Source organism: Rhodococcus sp. IEGM1339, from assembly GCF_050321925.1.
GTDB classification, from domain to species: Bacteria; Actinomycetota; Actinomycetes; order Mycobacteriales; family Mycobacteriaceae; genus Rhodococcus; species Rhodococcus pyridinivorans.
Genome location: NZ_JBNQFT010000041.1, coordinates 1 through 15,298 on the forward strand (window position 1 = coordinate 1; position 15,298 = coordinate 15,298).

A 15,298-nucleotide genomic window follows, 5' to 3' on the forward strand; every position below is an offset into this window, starting at 1 on the left:
ATGTTCTGTGGGCGTTGTTGCGTGACGGCCGAGAATTCAGCATCGACAACCCGGCTCCGGCCGCTGCTGTTGCTTGACACAGTCATTGAGAGTCCTTCGCTGCGCATATCCGATTCGCGTCCCGTCGAGTGTCGTGCGCCTCTCCCACCGCACACGTCGACTTCTCGTTCAATGAGAAAACGACCTGGTCAGTCCGGGGGACGCTCGCCGACTCCGCGCGCGATGCCGCGGGCAGCGGCCATGAGGACGGGCACGACGGCCTGTTGCCGGGACGCACCGGTGGGCACCACCACGCCGAGCGCCGCCAGAGCATGACCCGACCGCGCGAGGACGGGCACCGCGATGCCCGTGGTGCCCTCGTCGAGCACACCGTCGAAGCGCGCATAACCCCGCCGGCGGACCTCCGCGAGCGCGCGACGGAAATCTCTCGTCGTCGCAGCGAAACGCTTCTCCACCTCGGAATGTCGTCGCCGATAGGTTTCCTGCACCTCCGCAGGTGAGAACGCGAGCATCGACATGCCCAGCGACGTGTCGTGGACGGGGAGCCGACGCGCGACCGAGGCCTGGTTGACCACCGAATCGGACGCCGACAGCCGTTCGAGGACGAGGACCTCGTCGTCCTGCAGGGCCGCGAGCTGGGTGTGCTGGTGCACCACCGACTGCACGTCCTGCAGAAAGGGCAGCGCCGACTCCCGCAGATCGCGCGCGGGTGCACTGCGCGCGACGAGTTCCCACAGGCGCAGACCGAGCCGTACCCGGCCGTCGTCGTCCCGGGTGAGCAGACCGTGTTGCACCAGCTCGCCGACGAGCCGGTAGGTCGTGGCCTGCGGGATGCCGGACCTGCGGGCGAGACTCCCGACCGTCAGGCGGGGTTGGGTGTCGTCGAACGACTCGAGGATGCGGACGACGCGGTCGAGCATCGAGTCACCGGACGGCGAGTTGGCCATGCCGCCATTGTTCCGTGTCCGATCCGGGCAGCTTCACCATCCGGATCCGTCCCTAGATTCGACATCTGGCAATATAGACGTGTGTCGAATCAAGATCTCGCGGGTGACGACGCCTGCTGCTCTCCGCTCGTGCGCCAACCCCTGACGGGCGATCGCGCCGTCGACCTCGCCCGGATGTTCAAGGCCCTCGGCGATCCGGTGCGTCTGCGGTTGCTGTCGCTCGTCGCGAGCCATGCCGGCGGTGAGGCGTGCGTATGCGACATCTCGGGATCGTTCGATCTGTCCCAACCGACGATCTCGCACCACCTCAGAGTTCTGCGCGAGGCAGCCCTGCTCGAGTGCGAGCGTCGCGGCACCTGGGTGTACTACCGGGTGGTTCCGGCTGCACTACGGCAACTCTCCGATGTACTCGGGATCGAGCCGACCGAGGTACCCGCATGAGTGAGCGAACTGCGGTGGACACTCCCGTGATGGGCAGGATGTCGACACTCGACCGCTTCCTTCCCGTGTGGATCGGCACCGCCATCGTCGTCGGCCTGCTGCTCGGCCGCATGATTCCCGGACTCGGAGAAGCCTTGGGTTTCATCGAGATCGACGGGATCTCGCTGCCGATCGCCCTCGGCTTGCTGATCATGATGTACCCGGTGCTGGCGAAGGTGCGCTACGACCGTCTCGACACGGTCACCGGCGACCGCACCCTGTTGATCTCGTCGCTGATCCTCAACTGGATCGTCGGTCCCGCACTGATGTTCGCGCTCGCGTGGCTGATGTTGCCGGATCTGCCCGAATACCGCACCGGTCTGATCATCGTCGGCCTCGCGCGCTGCATCGCGATGGCGATCATCTGGAACGACCTCGCGTGCGGCGACCGGGAAGCCGCAGCCGTGCTGGTCGCGATCAACTCGGTCTTCCAGGTGATCATGTTCGCCGCTCTCGGCTGGTTCTACCTGTCGGTGCTGCCCGGATGGCTCGGCCTCGAGCAGACCGGTCTCGACGTCTCCCCGTGGGAGATCGCGAAATCCGTGCTGATCTTCCTCGGGATCCCGCTCGTCGCCGGTTTCCTCACTCGTCGATTCGGCGAGAAGGCGAAGGGCCGCAGCTGGTACGAGCAGACCTTCCTGCCGCGCATCGGACCGTGGGCGCTGTACGGACTGCTGTTCACCATCGTGGTCCTGTTCGCGCTGCAGGGTGAACAGATCACCTCGCGACCACTCGACGTCGTACGCATAGCGCTGCCCCTGCTGGCGTACTTCGCGATCATGTGGGGGAGCGGGTATCTCTTCGGCGCTGCAGTAGGACTCGGCTACGAACGCACCACCACACTCGCCTTCACCGCCGCGGGCAACAACTTCGAACTCGCCATCGCCGTCGCGATCGGCACGTTCGGGGTCGCGTCCGGACAGGCACTGGCGGGAGTCGTCGGCCCCCTCATCGAAGTGCCCGTCCTCGTCGCACTCGTGTACGTCGCTCTGGCCCTGCGCACCCGTTTCGTCGCCCGTGCCGGAGGTGCGTCGTGACCGCCGTTCCGTCCGTGTTGTTCGTGTGCGTGCACAATGCCGGACGGTCCCAGATGGCCGCCGGGTTCCTGAGTCGCCTCGCAGGGGATCGCATCACAGTCCGTTCCGCCGGGTCCGCACCCGCCGAGGAGGTGAACCCTGCTGCGGTCGCGGCGATGGCCGAGGTCGGAATCGACATCTCCGGCGAGAACCCGAAGATCCTCACCGCCGACGCCGTGCAGACCTCCGACGTCGTGATCACGATGGGGTGCGGCGACACCTGCCCGGTATTCCCCGGTACGTCCTACCGGGACTGGGTGCTCGACGACCCGGCCGGGCGAGGGCTCGACGCCGTGCGTCCGATCCGTGACGAGATCCGGGCGAAGGTCGAGGCGTTGATCGCCGAACTGACGCCACCGGCATGATCGAGTTCGGTAACCGCATCCACCGGGTACCCACAGGTCTGTCACGCTGGGCGCCCATGTAGGGCGCTCGGTGTGGACGCACGTCGTCCCCGACCTGCTCCGGACCCCGCGTTGCACGTCATCGCAGGTCCGGTAGCGTTCTGAGACGACTCGTAATCGCGTGTCGGTCGATCGGCTCGGTGCAGCCGAACTGTGGGAGGTTCCCGTGGCTGGTGGTCTCGTCGCCCTTCTGGACGACGTCGCGGTACTTGCGAAGGCAGCCGCGGCATCCATAGACGACATCGGCGCCGCAGCCGGCAGGGCGAGCGTCAAGGCAGCGGGCGTGGTCGTCGACGACACGGCCGTCACCCCCCGCTACGTGCACGGGTTCACCCCCGATCGCGAACTGCCGATCATCCGCAAGATCGCGATCGGGTCGATCCGCAACAAGCTTCTGATCATCCTGCCGGTCGCGATGATCCTGAGTCAGTTCCTCCCGCAGGCCCTGCCGTATCTGCTCATCGCCGGCGGTCTGTTCCTCTGCTACGAGGGCGCCGAGAAGGTCTACGAAGCGCTCACCGGCGGACACCACGAAAAAGAGGCCACCGCAGCGGAGAAGGGCCCCGAGTTCGAGAAGTCCATGATCGGCGGGGCGATCCGCACCGACCTGATCCTGTCCGCCGAGATCATGGTGATCTCGCTGGCCTCGGTCGAGGACGAACCCTTCCTGACTCGCCTGCTCGTCCTCATCGTCGTCGCCGTCCTCATCACCGTCCTGGTGTACGGCGTGGTCGCCCTGATCGTGAAGATGGACGACGTCGGCCTGGCGCTCGCGAAACGGAAGTCCACTTTCGCTCAGCGCGTCGGTCGCGGTCTCGTGAAGGCGATGCCGAAGCTGATGACCGTTCTCACCGTGGTCGGGATCGCCGCCATGCTGTGGGTCGGTGGGCACATCCTGCTCGTCAATGTCGGCGAGGCCGGATTCCATTGGCCTGCCGATCGTCTGCACGACCTCGAGCACTGGTTCGGCGAGCTCGTGCACGGCGGATTCGGCGGCGTGCTGTCGTGGACCGCGGGGACCGTGACATCCGCTCTGGTGGGCCTGATCGTGGGTGCGATCGTCGTGCTGATCATGCACCTGATCCCGCGGCGTAAGAGGGCCGACGCCGCGCACTGACGCCGCCGGATCCCCCGGACGGGTCACTCGGGGCGTTTCTCCGGACCGCCTGCGCGAACGCCCGCATGAGACCCGGATCCTTGACGCCGCGTTCGGCCTCGATGCCGCTGGAGACGTCGACACCCCACGCCCCGGACGTGGAAAGTGCCCTCTCCACGTTGTCGGGGTTCAGCCCGCCCGCAAGGACCCACCGGCCGGACGGCAAGGCACTGCGGTCCTGCCAGTCCCACGTCTTCCCGGCACCGGCGACTGCGCCGTCGACGAGCAACAGGTCGGCGCCGAAGTCCTCCGACAGCGCCTCGGCTCCTCCGGTGTTGATCGCGCGGATCACCGTGAATCCCGCGTCGTGCAGCACGCGCACGTCGTCGGCCGACCGCAGGTCGTGCACCTGGACGTGATCGAGATTCGCGGCTCGGGCCGTCGTGACGATCTCGTCGAGGGACGCATTCACATAGACGCCGACGGCGAGTGTTCCCGCCGGCACGCGGGTGCGGAGCGTCGCGGCCCGATCCGGGGAGATGCGACGAGGGCTCTTCACGAGAACGAAACCGACCGCGTCGACGCCCAGTTCGACGGCGAGATCGACCGTCGCCTCGTCCTGCAGTCCGCACATCTTGATGAACGTCATCACTACCTTCCTCGCCGCTTCTCCACCTCGAGGATATGTGTGCGACCGTCAGCGGCAGCAGTTCGGATCCAGGACGACCCTGAGCGCCTCGAGGGACTCGGCGCGGGCACGGTGATAGACGTTCATCCCGCGTCGCTCGGATTCGACCATGCCCGCCTTGCGTAGTTGTCCGAGGTGATGACTCACCGTGGATTCCGCCAGATCCACACCGGCGGCAAGATCGCACGTGCACACCGCACCTTCGTCGGCGGTGAGCAGGATCGACACGAGTTTGATGCGCACCGGATCGGCCAGGGCCTTCAACCGCAACGCGACCTCGAGGGCGGCGTCGTCGCGCATCGGCGCAGCCGATACCGGCGCGCAGCAGATCGGGGCGCGGACATCGATCACGGGCAGCGCTTTCGGCATGATTCGAGCCTAACCACCTTCTTGACATATGTCGAAGTACAGGAGCATCCTGTGGGCGGTAATTCGATATATGTCACACAGGTGGAGGCAGTCATGTCACGCATCCAGTTCGCCCTCGACGTCGACGACCTGCCCGAAGCGGTCGCCTTCTACTCGACACTGTTCGGCACCGAACCGGCCAAGCTCGAACCGGGCTACGCCAACTTCGCGATCGCCGATCCGCCGTTGAAGCTGGTGCTGTTCGAGAACCCGGGCAAGGGCGGCACGATCAACCATCTCGGGGTCGAGGTCGACTCGTCCGAGAAGGTGCACACCGAGATCGCCCGATTGACCGAGGCGGGCCTGTTCGCCGACGAGGAGATGGGCACGACCTGTTGCTACGCCACGCAAGACAAGGCGTGGGTGACGGGTCCGGCAGGGGAGAAGTGGGAGGTGTACACCGTCCTGGCGGATTCGGCCACCTTCGGGTCGAGCCCGCAGCATCTCGACGGCACGCAGGAAGCCAGCGGCGGAACATGCTGCACGACCGGTGCCCCGGACGAGCAGCAGGACGACGACTCCACGCCGAAAACCGGCGTAACCTCCTGCTGCTGACCGCCTTTCGCTACGAATATCACGGAACCGGGACGAGATCTGTCGCCTCGCCGCCGGGCGGGGCGACGACTCGTATCAGCCTCGCGCCATGTCCACGAACCGCGACAGGTGCAGCTGGTGGGCAACGGTGATGGTCGCGGTCGGGCCGTTACGGTGCTTGCCGACGATGAGGTCGGCCTCGCCACCACGCGGGTCGTCGCGCTCGAAGGCGTCGGGGCGGTGCAGCAGGATGACCATGTCGGCGTCCTGCTCGAGGCTGTTGTGCACCGCGATGCCGTCGGCGACGAAATTGTGTGTGCCGGGCACCGTTCCGTCGTAGACGTCCTGCTCGCCGAGACTCGTGACGGAGACGATCTCGTCCCAGAACACGTTGTTGGTGGCGACCATGTCGATGTCGGCCGTGTCGAGGACATCGGCGACCCGGGCGAGCCGCGAGCGTGCACCCTCGGTGGTGCGCGGGGTGGCGGACGCGACCGGTCCGATCGGAGCGAGCTGTTCGACGGCGAGCAATTCGCCGAGCTCCGCTTCGATCTCGGGGGTGACGGTGTCGGGGCTGTGCTTGACGACCTTCGGTCCGAGCTGCGCCAGGACCCACTGCGCCGCGGTTCCGTGCTTGCCCACGTCGTGGAGGAAGACCGCCTGGTTCTCCGCCCCGGTGACAGTGAGGTCCCAGCCCTCGACGGCATCGGTGATCCGCGCGAACACGCCGATGCGCAGGAGCAGGCGCGCGAGGTCGTCGGCCAGACGACGCTCCGCCGACCGGTAGCGGACTACGGCGCGGGCAGCGCCTGCGTCCCATGCGACCTCACCGCTGTCTTCCCAGATGTGGCAGACGAGCTCGGCGACCTGCTCCTTGGGGAGCGAGAACGCGCGGGTGGGGATCAGTCGGCCGGCCACGGCAGTGTCCGCGAGAACGGCCACCTCGTCGTCGGATGCGGGTATCACGTCGAGGGGTGCGGGCACCGCACGCGGCACTGCGACACGCTCACCGGCGACCAACTCGCCCAACGGCATCCAGCCGTCGATGGTGAGGAAGGGATGGTTCGCGGTGGCTTCGACACGACGCCCCGAGGCCAGCTCCAACCGGAAGACTTCCTTACGGCCGCTGGGGAAGACCTTCACCATCGGCCGGACGACCATCCGCATGCGTTCGTCGAGCGACCACACGAGGGGCTGTTCACCCGACTCGAGCAGCTCGCCGAGCGTGACTTCGGCGCCGGTGTCGGCGCGCATGATGCGCGTGGACGCCGGCAGGCAGCCCGACTCACGGAGGTCGGAGACCTGCGGCCGCTTGTCGGTGCGCTGCTCGGGACCACGGTTGAGCTGACACACCGCGACGACCGGAACCTCGAGTTCCTTCGCGAGAAGCTTGAGGCTACGCGAGAATTCGGAGACCTCCTGCTGACGCGACTCGACCTTCTTGCCGGACGACATGAGCTGCAGGTAGTCGATGACGATGAGACGGATGTCGTGTTTCTGCTTGAGCCGCCGCGCTTTTGCGCGGATCTCCATCATCGTGAGGTTCGGTGAGTCGTCGATGAACAACGGCGCTTCGCTGATCTCGCTCATGCGGCGGGCGAGACGCGTCCAGTCGTCGTCGGTCATGCGTCCGGATCGCATGTCGCCGAGCTTGATCTTCGCCTCCGCGGACAGCAGACGCATGACGATCTCGGTCTTGCCCATCTCGAGCGAGAAGATGACCGACGCCATGCCGTGCTTGATGGAGCACGACCGCATGAAGTCCATGCTCAGCGTGGAGTTGTGTGTGGGCACCATCGCGCGACCCGCGAGGTACATGTGGTCGCCGTCGACCTCGACGCACCGCACCGGGACCGAGGGAACCGGGCGGACGGCGACGATGCGGCGCTCGCGCGGCATGGTGGCGCGGCATTCCTTGTGCCGCACGGCCTTGCTGGGCAGGACGAAGACGTCGTCGTCGGTGGTGAAGGAGATCTCGGTGCCGTCGAGCACCGGCGCGTAACCGAGGCCCGACAGGAGTTCGGCGACGCCCTGCGCCAGACGCTCGGACGGGCCGACGAACCGGATGGTGCCGTCGTCGATCTCTCCACCGGCGTCGAGCAGACCCGCGAGGAGTTCGCGACGCTGCGGTTCGGATGCCCGCTGGTATTCGGCGGGGATGTGGGCGCCGAGCGCGACGAGGGCGCTCGTGAAACCACCTTCGCCGTCGATACGCATGTGCAGTTCGGGATCGGACGACGGGCCGCCGAGCCACGCACCGAGCGTGAAGGGGGAGACGGGCAGCTCTGTTGCCGGGAACGACAGTGCCTCGGTGTTCGCGACGGTGTGCCTGGCGTCGGCGGTGGCGGCGAGTTCGCCCGTGGTGCGGATCGCGCCGTCGCCGGTGCGCCACTGGTGCTGCTCGTCGGCGACGATCACGGTGCCATCGGAGAACACGACGTCGAAGCACGGCCGGCCGTGCATGACCTCGGTGGCGGCGAGGACGCGTACGGGGCGGCCGTCGGCGCCGAGGAGTTCGTCGCCCACACCGACCTCGCCCATCGTGGTCCAGCCGGTGGGGGTGGGCAGGGGAGTGTCGAGCGCGAGGGCCTTACCCACACCGGGACGCGCGGCGACGATGATCATCTGGCCGGCGTGCAGCCCGTTGGTGAGCTCGTCGAGTTCGGCGAAGCCGGTGGGCACGCCGAGGGAGATACCGCCGCGGCTGGCGATGGAGTCGATCTCGTCCATCGTGGGCTGCAGGAGTTCTTCGAGCGGCACGAAGTCTTCGGTGGTGCGTCGTTCGGCGACCTCGAAGACTTCCGCCTGCGCGCGGTCGACGATCTCGGCGACGTCCTGGCCGTCGGCGCCGGCGTAGCCGTACTGGACGATGCGCGTGCCCGCCTCGACGAGGCGACGCAGGACGGCCTTCTCGGCGACGATCTCGGCATAGTAGCCGGCATTGGCCGCGGTGGGGACGGTCTGGGTGAGCGTGACGAGATAGGCGGCTCCGCCGAGACGCTTGAGTTCGCCGCGCCGGTCGAGCTCGGCCGACACGGTGACCGGGTCGGCGGGTTCGCCACGGCTGTAGAGATCGAGGATCGCGTCGTACACGGCTTGGTGGGCCGGACGGTAGAAGTCGCCGGGCCTCAGCACTTCGAGGACGTCGGCGATGGCGTCCTTGCTCAGCAGCATGCCACCGAGCACGGACTGCTCGGCCACGAGATCCTGAGGGGGCTGTCGACCGAAGTCTCCACTCGGTTCCTCGGGAGGTCCCGAATATTCGGGATTTCCACGATCGTCAACGACGGCCACTGCAGTGCCTGCCTTCCTCCACATGTCCCCGTCCGGCGCGCTGTGCTCCGGCGGATACCTGCACGCACTCCCGGTGTCGGTACCCGGGGTTTCGTGTCCGGTTCTACTCGCCCCTACCGACATCCTGTGTGTGGAGTCGCGCGCCCGACGTTAGGGATCCGGGTGACCCTCCACAACTCGGGTTGTGCACACAGTTGGGGATGAATTGTGGAAACAGGAGGACAGCCTTGTGTACCGGATGTGCACAACCTGGGGACAACACATCTCACATCTCTCATAACTGCAGGTAGGAGCAGAAAAATGTCTGTTCACACGTGTGGAGAAGAAGAATTTCGGCGTGTCGGAGGGCCGGGCGTGTTCACCCATTCGTTCCCCGAACGACATTCCGAGGAGTCACAACGGTGTGGTTTACCCCCCGGTTTATCCACAGGCTGTGCACAGACGACGAGGAGCCCCACGCCGACCAGGCGCGGGGCTCCTCGAGGGGCCGGAATCAGGCAGCCACGACGTTCAGCGTGAACTTCGCGGTGACATCCGGGTGCAGCTTCACGACGATCTGGTGCTTGCCGGTCGCCTTGATGTGGGCCTTGGGCAGCTCGATGATGCGCTTGTCGACAACCGGGCCACCGGCAGCCTTGAGAGCACCGGCGACATCGGCAGCGGTGACCGAGCCGAACAGCTTGCCCGAGTCGCTCGAGGTCTTGACGCTCAGCGAAACGTCCTCGAGGCCCTCGATGGCGGCCTTGAGCTCCTGAGCGTGCTCGAGGCCGCGCACGGCGCGAGCCTCCTGGGCACGGCGGATGCCCTCGACCTGCTTCTGGGCACCACGGGTGGCGACGATCGCCAGGCCGCGGGGCAGCAGGTAGTTGCGGCCGTAGCCGTCCTTGACCTCAACGGTGTCGCCAGGCGCACCGAGGTTGTCCACGTCAGCAGTAAGGATGAGCTTCATCGTGTCCCTCCCTTTCCTCAGCGAGTCGTCGAGACGTAAGGGAGCAGAGCCACCTCACGAGAGTTCTTGACAGCAACAGCGACGTCGCGCTGGTGCTGCACGCAGTTGCCGGTGACGCGGCGAGCGCGGATCTTGCCGCGATCGCTGACGTACTTGCGCAGCAGCGTCGTGTCCTTGTAATCGATCTGCACGTTCTTTTCCTTGCAGAAGGTGCAGACCTTCTTCTTCAAAACCTTCTCGCGCGCGGGCGACTTAGGCATGGTCGTTCTCCGTAATTTTGGATGTTCCGATCGAGGTCGGATCAGAACGGAGGCTCGTCGTCCCCGGAACCACCGAAGGAACCCGACTGCGGGGCGTCGCCCCACGGGTCGTCTCCGCCGACGTTCGTGTTCTGAGCGGGACGGCCACCGCCCGATCCACCGGAGGAACCACCGAAGCCTCCGCCACCGCGACCGGCCTTGGTGACCTTGGCCGTGGCGTAACGGAGCGAGGGGCCGATCTCGTCGACCTCGAGCTCCACGACAGTGCGCTTCTCGCCTTCACGCGTCTCGTAGCTGCGCTGCTTGAGCCGGCCCTGCACGATCACACGCGAGCCGCGAGTCAAGCTCTCGGCCACGTTCTCCGCTGCCTCACGCCAGATGTTGCAGCGCAGGAACAGAGCCTCGCCGTCCTTCCATTCGTTGGACTGACGGTCGAACACGCGGGGCGTGGATGCAACGGTGAAGTTCGCAACCGCAGCACCCGCGGGGGTGAAACGCAGTTCGGGGTCGGCGGTCAGATTGCCGACCACGGTGATGACGGTGTCGCCTGCCATGTGGTTCCTCCTGCAGTGTGGGGAGTCCTGATGCGCCAGAGCCTACGGCCCGGCGCCGACAGGCTCACTTGCCGTGGCGCAGAACCTTGGTGCGGAGCACCGACTCGTTCAGGCCGAGCTGGCGATCCAGCTCTGCAACGGCAGCAGGCGTCGCGCTGATGTCGATCACCGCGTAGATGCCTTCGCTGTTCTTGGCGATCTCGTAGGCGAGACGGCGCTTACCCCACACGTCGACCTTGTCGACCTTGCCGCCTTCCTGGCGAATGACGTTGAGGAACGTCTCCAGCGAGGGAGCGACAGTGCGCTCGTCCAGGCTGGGGTCCAGGATGATCATCAATTCGTAATGACGCATAAGACCTCATCACCTCCTATGGACTGTGAACGGTCACGGACGTTCCGTGACAGGAGGGTCGTTGCGTCAGCAACCCATGAAGGGTACACGACGGCCCGGCGACCAGCGAAATCGCCGACCGTCGCGGGCAGGGGATTTGTCCTAGGGTGAGGACATGCGCACGAGCTCCGGGACCATCTCGCTCGTCGCCGTCCTGACGTGCGCGGTGATGATGTGGTTCGGCTACCTGAACAAGGCCCGGTGCGCCGGCCCCACCTTCGACGCCGAGGGCCGCACGCTGCGGTTCGAGGACATCAAGGACGCCGACGTCTGCTATTCCGACATCCAGCAGTTGTGGATCGGCCGCGGCATCAACCTCCACGTCTTCCCCTTCGTCGACGGGGGCATCACCTCGTCGGGAGCGCTGACCGGGGGCACCGTCGAGTACCCCGTGCTCAGCGGGGTGCTCATGTGGATCGGGGCCATCGGTGCCCACACCGATGCGGAGTTCCTCCTGCAGTCGGCGTTGTTGCTCGCCCCCTTCGGGCTGGTCACCGCGTGGTTGCTCGCCCGGATGGCCGGATGGGCCGCGCTGTTGTGGTCGCTCACGCCGCCGCTCGTGCTCTACGCCTTCCTCAACTGGGACCTGCCGGTCGTGGCGGTCACCGTCACCGCCGTCGCGGTGCTGCCGATCGAACGCTGGCCGCTGCGGACTCGCGGAGTGGTCGCGGCAGTGCTGCTGGGCGTGGGCTTCTGCCTCAAGCTCTATCCGGGCATCTTCGTTCTGCCGCTCATGGCCTATGTTCTCACCGGCGGGAGCTCACCCGATCGGAAGCGGGACGTCCCCGGCGCCCTCGCCGTCGCGGGCACGGCGGCAGCGACGGTCGCCGCGATCAACCTGCCCTTCGCGATCCTCGGCTACGAGGGCTGGCGGGCGTCGTTCGCCTTCCAGCAGAACCGGGAAGCGGACGGGACCAGCAACTCCATCTGGTACTGGGGTCTGCGGCCGCTGATGGGCGGCTACCAGGAATACGAGAACACCCCCCAGTACAACGAGCTGGTGGCCCAGTTGTCGCCGACGCTGATCGCGCTGTCGTTCGCGCTCGCCCTGTGGCTCGGATGGCGCCGATACCTCCGCGACGGCGTCTATCCGTGGCTCGGTACCGGGGCCGCGATGCTGTGCGGGTTCATGCTCTTCCACAAGGTGCACTCACCGCAGTACACGTTGTGGCTGCTGCCGATGTTGATTCTGCTGCGCGTGCCATGGGGTCTCGTCGCCGCCTATCTGCTCGCCGATCTCGCCATCGGCATCGGCATCTTCCGGTGGTTCGCCGCGACCGCCGGCGAAACGGACATGGCCCTGCCGCTCACGCTCGTCCACATCGGAGTGTGGGGACGCGCGGTCCTGCTGGTCGTGCTGTTCTTCGTCTTCCTGCGCGTCCCGCCCAGAACTCCGTGGCAGCAGACGGAACGGACGGGCTACGCTCGCCGTCCGACGACGACCGGGAGAGCGCAATGAACGATAACTGGATGGAACATCCCGTCCTCGAGGGCCCTCGTATCCGACTCGAGCCCCTCGCCGACGCGCACGTCGAAGGTCTGCTGAAGGCCGCCGACGATCCCGACACGATCTTCGCCTGGGCACACCTTGTGATCCGCGACCTCGACGACGCGCGCACGTTCGTGCGCGAGGCCGTGGCCGATCCGTCCCGGCTCCGGCTGCCCTACGCAATCGTCGACAGGGCGACCGGCGAGGTGCTGGGGTCGACGTCCTACTACCTCCTCGAACCGGCCCACCGCACACTGGTGATCGGCTACACCTGGCTGTCGACCCGGGTGCAGCGGACCCACGTGAACAGCGAGTCGAAACTGCTTCTGCTGCAGCGCGCCTTCGACGACCTCGGGGCCGTGCGCGTGACCTGGCACGCCGACGAACGCAACACCCGTTCGCGCGACGCCCTGCGCCGGCTCGGCGCCACCGAGGAGGGCCTGCTCCGCAAGCACCGCAGGCGCCGCGACGGCAGCTGGCGGACCACCGCGCTGTTCTCCCTCACCGACGACGAGTGGCCCGGGGTACGCGCCCGGCTCGAGGAGCACACGGTGCGATGAGGACGAGGCGCGCGCTCGCAGCCCCCATGGCGATCGCCGTGGGTGCGGTCGCGGTGTGCGCCGCGGTGGCGTGGGCCGACCCGACCACGCCGGGCGGGGTCATTCCGCCGTGCCCCACCTACTCACTGTTCGGAATCCTGTGTCCCGGCTGCGGTTCGTCGCGGATGTTGTATTCGCTCGTCCATCTCGACGTGCCGGCAGCATTGCACTACAACGCCCTCGGTCTCGTCGCGCTGGCCGTGCTCACCGTGTCCTTCGGTCTGTGGACGTGGAGCAGGGCGCGGGGCACACCGATGCCGCGGTGGACGCGATACCGGTGGCCCCCGCACCTCGTGCTGATCCTGACGGCGATGTGGTTCGTCGTGCGCAACATCCCGGTCGCGCCGTTCACCGCCCTACGGATCTGACCGTCAGAGGATCGGTCAGTTGACCAGGTAGTCCCAGTCCGTCCCGGGATCCCCGGTCACTCGGACGAGAATCGAGGATGCGCTACCTGCCGGCACATTCACCACTGCGACCCACCTCGTGGTAGGTGCCGGTGACACCTTCCCCTCCCGACTGCCGCGACTGGTTGCACTGCTGGGTCGTCGGCAGCGATGATCCGTTGCCCAGGATCGCACTGCCCAGATCGATCGCCCGTCCACCCAGATCCACCACGCTGCCGGGCAGTTCGGACACGCTGCCGGGCAGATCGTTGCTGCCGGCACTGCCGGTGGGAGCGGCCGAAGCGGCAACGGGCGCACCGAATGCGACCGCCGCCACCGTGACCGCCGCCAGAACCGCGCGCAGACCCGACCTGCGAATACGAGACATGCTTCCTCCGATGATCGATGCGTTGAATCCCCCACCAGGACGTTCCCACACCGCGAGGCCTGTGCGTATCCTGCAATCGGATGAATCTGTCTCGGTCGGAACATCTTCCGGCCATTCAAATTCACGCCGTGTCGCCGCACGGCGGCCGGAAGGGAGCACCCGGCAGGTGCCGTTCCCATTCGTCCTCGGTCACCGGAGTGCCGACGGTGGAACACAGTGTCGCCGCGACGGACTCGGGATCGAGTTGCCACAGCCGTACGGAACGGTCGGGACCACCTCCGACGAGCACCGCTCCGTCGTGCGCGAAGGTGGCGTCGTAGACCCGGCTTCCGTAGGCGGTGAGCACCGCGTGGGTGGTGTGGGAGTCCGGTCGGGTGACGTCCCAGATCCACGCCGCCCCGTCGCCGACGCCGGCCGTGAGACGATCCCCGCCGGGGGAGAAGTGCAGCGAGTACACCGCGTCCGCCCGCCCGGTGATCCGCGCCAGTTCGCGTGGGACGGCAGGGTCCGCGACATCCCACAGGTGCACGGACCCGACGGATATTCCTGCTGCAGCGAGCGATCCGGTCTTCGACAGTGCCGCGGCACCGCTGAACCGATCCTCGACGGGTGGGCTCAGGGACGGCAGTTCCACCGCCGCACCGGGATCGACGATGTCCCACAGCGGCAAAGCATTCGACCGTCCTCCACGACGCGCGGGGAGCGAGATCGGATTCGAGTTCGGCCGCCGACATGGGACCGACGAGGACGGGCCCGGACTCCAGGATCGGTGCGAGTTGCGGTTCCCGTGCGGCGTGCCCGTAAAGTCGGCCCGGAGTCCGAGGACGACGACGAGGATCACCCCCCTCGGCCACTGCCCGGCGACCGCACGGTACGGAAGGCCGGCTCGCTGGCGCGGGTCGGCAGGTGCTGTCCGGAGAACCATCCGGCGACCGTACCGTGTAATGCGCCGGACGCGTCGACGACATCGCGGATCGACAGTCCTGCTCGGGTTCGCAGGGCGGTCAGGGCCCGGCCGAACTCGGTCCGGGAGGTGATAGAGGTCGGATCGGCCGCCTCCACGGTTGTTTCCGTCATCTACGGTTCCCTCGGGAAGAATCTGCGTTTCCGCAGTTCAGCGATGTATGACTGCACGGATCTCGTACGGGATCACGCGCGGGCGTAGGTCTTGGCGCCGACGGCGACGAGGATTCGGGATGGCGCATTCGCACCGGTTCTCCAGACTCTTCGTCAGCCGAGAGGCGGTTCGCCGTGAGTGTCGACCGTCGCGTAATTCCCCAGGGGTTTCCGTCATGGAATTCCCCATGTCCGGGTGTGCTGAGTCGAGGGTAGCCGGGCCGGTGCCCGGGTTGGTT

The 15,298-nt window shown here is 66.8% G+C and carries 19 protein-coding genes; 8 read left to right on the plus strand and 11 right to left on the minus strand.

All coding sequences use genetic code 11. From position 1 onward, the window contains the following. Positions 1–188: 188 nt before the first annotated feature. The gene (locus tag ACQR3U_RS22790) at positions 189–947 is read right to left on the minus strand and encodes an IclR family transcriptional regulator (protein WP_230811536.1); all 759 of its coding nucleotides are present in this window, start codon (positions 945–947) and stop codon (positions 189–191) included. A gap of 81 nt (positions 948–1,028) precedes the next feature. Here ACQR3U_RS22790 and ACQR3U_RS22795 point away from each other — a divergent pair, with 81 nt between their 5' ends. The 4 genes from ACQR3U_RS22795 to ACQR3U_RS22810 all read left to right on the plus strand — a co-directional run bounded on the left by ACQR3U_RS22795 (position 1,029) and on the right by ACQR3U_RS22810 (position 4,024). Further along, positions 1,029–1,388, plus strand: coding sequence for an ArsR/SmtB family transcription factor (locus ACQR3U_RS22795; protein WP_064060724.1), 360 nt, complete (start codon positions 1,029–1,031; stop codon positions 1,386–1,388). Further along, positions 1,385–2,464 (plus strand): ACR3 family arsenite efflux transporter, encoded by a 1,080-nt coding sequence (gene arsB / locus ACQR3U_RS22800; protein WP_269572372.1) that lies wholly within the window; start codon positions 1,385–1,387, stop codon positions 2,462–2,464. Before ACQR3U_RS22795 ends, arsB begins: the two co-directional genes overlap by 4 nt. Next, positions 2,461–2,868 (plus strand): arsenate reductase ArsC, encoded by a 408-nt coding sequence (locus tag ACQR3U_RS22805; protein ID WP_019290558.1) that lies wholly within the window; start codon positions 2,461–2,463, stop codon positions 2,866–2,868. The genes arsB and ACQR3U_RS22805 overlap by 4 nt, the downstream gene beginning before the upstream one ends. Before the next feature lie 205 nt (positions 2,869–3,073). Continuing rightward, entirely contained in the window at positions 3,074–4,024 is a 951-nt protein-coding gene (locus ACQR3U_RS22810) for a DUF808 domain-containing protein (protein ID WP_230811538.1), read from the plus strand. Here ACQR3U_RS22810 and ACQR3U_RS22815 read toward each other — a convergent pair. Both ACQR3U_RS22815 and ACQR3U_RS22820 read right to left on the minus strand, forming a co-directional pair. Beyond that, on the minus strand, positions 3,978–4,652 hold the full coding sequence (locus ACQR3U_RS22815) for a phosphoribosylanthranilate isomerase (RefSeq protein ID WP_230811535.1): 675 nt from the start codon (positions 4,650–4,652) through the stop codon (positions 3,978–3,980). The two genes, ACQR3U_RS22810 and ACQR3U_RS22815, sit on opposite strands and share 47 nt — an antisense overlap. Positions 4,653–4,700: 48 nt before the next feature. Then, on the minus strand, positions 4,701–5,060 hold the full coding sequence (locus ACQR3U_RS22820; RefSeq protein WP_006550795.1) for an Rv2640c family ArsR-like transcriptional regulator: 360 nt from the start codon (positions 5,058–5,060) through the stop codon (positions 4,701–4,703). Between the two features lie 93 nt (positions 5,061–5,153). Between ACQR3U_RS22820 and ACQR3U_RS22825 the strand changes: the two genes are divergently transcribed. Continuing rightward, positions 5,154–5,654: an ArsI/CadI family heavy metal resistance metalloenzyme gene (locus ACQR3U_RS22825; protein ID WP_230811534.1), complete on the plus strand. Its 501-nt coding sequence runs from the start codon at positions 5,154–5,156 to the stop codon at positions 5,652–5,654. A gap of 75 nt (positions 5,655–5,729) precedes the next feature. Here ACQR3U_RS22825 and dnaB read toward each other — a convergent pair whose 3' ends face one another. The 5 genes from dnaB to rpsF all read right to left on the minus strand — a co-directional run bounded on the left by dnaB (position 5,730) and on the right by rpsF (position 11,042). Next, positions 5,730–8,951: a replicative DNA helicase gene (gene dnaB / locus ACQR3U_RS22830; protein WP_269066065.1), complete on the minus strand. Its 3,222-nt coding sequence runs from the start codon at positions 8,949–8,951 to the stop codon at positions 5,730–5,732. Between the two features lie 469 nt (positions 8,952–9,420). Then, positions 9,421–9,876: a 50S ribosomal protein L9 gene (gene rplI / locus ACQR3U_RS22835; RefSeq protein WP_006550799.1), complete on the minus strand. Its 456-nt coding sequence runs from the start codon at positions 9,874–9,876 to the stop codon at positions 9,421–9,423. 17 nt (positions 9,877–9,893) lie between these two features. Further along, positions 9,894–10,136, minus strand: coding sequence for a 30S ribosomal protein S18 (gene rpsR, locus ACQR3U_RS22840; RefSeq protein ID WP_006550800.1), 243 nt, complete (start codon positions 10,134–10,136; stop codon positions 9,894–9,896). Between the two features lie 41 nt (positions 10,137–10,177). Next, complete coding sequence (locus tag ACQR3U_RS22845) at positions 10,178–10,690, minus strand: single-stranded DNA-binding protein (RefSeq protein WP_138845153.1); 513 nt, start codon at positions 10,688–10,690, stop codon at positions 10,178–10,180. A gap of 64 nt (positions 10,691–10,754) precedes the next feature. Further along, a complete protein-coding gene (gene rpsF / locus ACQR3U_RS22850; RefSeq protein ID WP_006550802.1) occupies positions 10,755–11,042 on the minus strand; it encodes a 30S ribosomal protein S6 in 288 nt (95 codons plus the stop codon). Positions 11,043–11,196: 154 nt separating this feature from the next. Here rpsF and ACQR3U_RS22855 point away from each other — a divergent pair, with 154 nt between their 5' ends. Genes ACQR3U_RS22855 through ACQR3U_RS22865 form a run of 3 tightly spaced genes read left to right on the plus strand, consistent with a single transcriptional unit; the run spans position 11,197 to position 13,537 of the window. Beyond that, positions 11,197–12,540 (plus strand): glycosyltransferase 87 family protein, encoded by a 1,344-nt coding sequence (locus ACQR3U_RS22855; RefSeq protein ID WP_230811533.1) that lies wholly within the window; start codon positions 11,197–11,199, stop codon positions 12,538–12,540. Beyond that, positions 12,537–13,130 (plus strand): GNAT family N-acetyltransferase, encoded by a 594-nt coding sequence (locus ACQR3U_RS22860; protein WP_230811532.1) that lies wholly within the window; start codon positions 12,537–12,539, stop codon positions 13,128–13,130. The genes ACQR3U_RS22855 and ACQR3U_RS22860 overlap by 4 nt, the downstream gene beginning before the upstream one ends. 26 nt (positions 13,131–13,156) lie before the next feature. Next, on the plus strand, positions 13,157–13,537 hold the full coding sequence (locus ACQR3U_RS22865; protein ID WP_006550806.1) for a DUF2752 domain-containing protein: 381 nt from the start codon (positions 13,157–13,159) through the stop codon (positions 13,535–13,537). A gap of 82 nt (positions 13,538–13,619) precedes the next feature. Here ACQR3U_RS22865 and ACQR3U_RS22870 read toward each other — a convergent pair whose 3' ends face one another. The 3 genes from ACQR3U_RS22870 to ACQR3U_RS22880 form a co-directional block, all read right to left on the minus strand. Next, a complete protein-coding gene (locus tag ACQR3U_RS22870) occupies positions 13,620–13,943 on the minus strand; it encodes a hypothetical protein (RefSeq protein ID WP_230811531.1) in 324 nt (107 codons plus the stop codon). Between the two features lie 121 nt (positions 13,944–14,064). After that, positions 14,065–14,613, minus strand: coding sequence for a WD40 repeat domain-containing protein (locus ACQR3U_RS22875; RefSeq protein WP_230811530.1), 549 nt, complete (start codon positions 14,611–14,613; stop codon positions 14,065–14,067). Positions 14,614–14,780: 167 nt separating this feature from the next. After that, on the minus strand, positions 14,781–15,020 hold the full coding sequence (locus ACQR3U_RS22880; RefSeq protein WP_230811529.1) for a hypothetical protein: 240 nt from the start codon (positions 15,018–15,020) through the stop codon (positions 14,781–14,783). Between the last annotated feature and the right edge of the window lie 278 nt (positions 15,021–15,298).

What these genes read in the sequence shown, in the direction of transcription:
- ACQR3U_RS22865 (WP_006550806.1), top strand. Translation starts at nt 13,157, where the DNA reads ATGGCGATCGCCGTGGGTGCGGTCGCGGTGTGCGCCGCGGTGGCGTGG.
- ACQR3U_RS22870 (WP_230811531.1), bottom strand. Translation starts at nt 13,943, where the DNA reads ATGTCTCGTATTCGCAGGTCGGGTCTGCGCGCGGTTCTGGCGGCGGTC.
- arsB (WP_269572372.1), top strand. Translation starts at nt 1,385, where the DNA reads ATGAGTGAGCGAACTGCGGTGGACACTCCCGTGATGGGCAGGATGTCG.
- ACQR3U_RS22860 (WP_230811532.1), top strand. Translation starts at nt 12,537, where the DNA reads ATGAACGATAACTGGATGGAACATCCCGTCCTCGAGGGCCCTCGTATC.
- dnaB (WP_269066065.1), bottom strand. Translation starts at nt 8,951, where the DNA reads ATGTGGAGGAAGGCAGGCACTGCAGTGGCCGTCGTTGACGATCGTGGA.
- rpsR (WP_006550800.1), bottom strand. Translation starts at nt 10,136, where the DNA reads ATGCCTAAGTCGCCCGCGCGCGAGAAGGTTTTGAAGAAGAAGGTCTGC.
- ACQR3U_RS22880 (WP_230811529.1), bottom strand. Translation starts at nt 15,020, where the DNA reads ATGACGGAAACAACCGTGGAGGCGGCCGATCCGACCTCTATCACCTCC.
- ACQR3U_RS22845 (WP_138845153.1), bottom strand. Translation starts at nt 10,690, where the DNA reads ATGGCAGGCGACACCGTCATCACCGTGGTCGGCAATCTGACCGCCGAC.
- ACQR3U_RS22820 (WP_006550795.1), bottom strand. Translation starts at nt 5,060, where the DNA reads ATGCCGAAAGCGCTGCCCGTGATCGATGTCCGCGCCCCGATCTGCTGC.
- ACQR3U_RS22825 (WP_230811534.1), top strand. Translation starts at nt 5,154, where the DNA reads ATGTCACGCATCCAGTTCGCCCTCGACGTCGACGACCTGCCCGAAGCG.
- rplI (WP_006550799.1), bottom strand. Translation starts at nt 9,876, where the DNA reads ATGAAGCTCATCCTTACTGCTGACGTGGACAACCTCGGTGCGCCTGGC.
- ACQR3U_RS22855 (WP_230811533.1), top strand. Translation starts at nt 11,197, where the DNA reads ATGCGCACGAGCTCCGGGACCATCTCGCTCGTCGCCGTCCTGACGTGC.
- rpsF (WP_006550802.1), bottom strand. Translation starts at nt 11,042, where the DNA reads ATGCGTCATTACGAATTGATGATCATCCTGGACCCCAGCCTGGACGAG.
- ACQR3U_RS22815 (WP_230811535.1), bottom strand. Translation starts at nt 4,652, where the DNA reads ATGACGTTCATCAAGATGTGCGGACTGCAGGACGAGGCGACGGTCGAT.
- ACQR3U_RS22790 (WP_230811536.1), bottom strand. Translation starts at nt 947, where the DNA reads ATGGCCAACTCGCCGTCCGGTGACTCGATGCTCGACCGCGTCGTCCGC.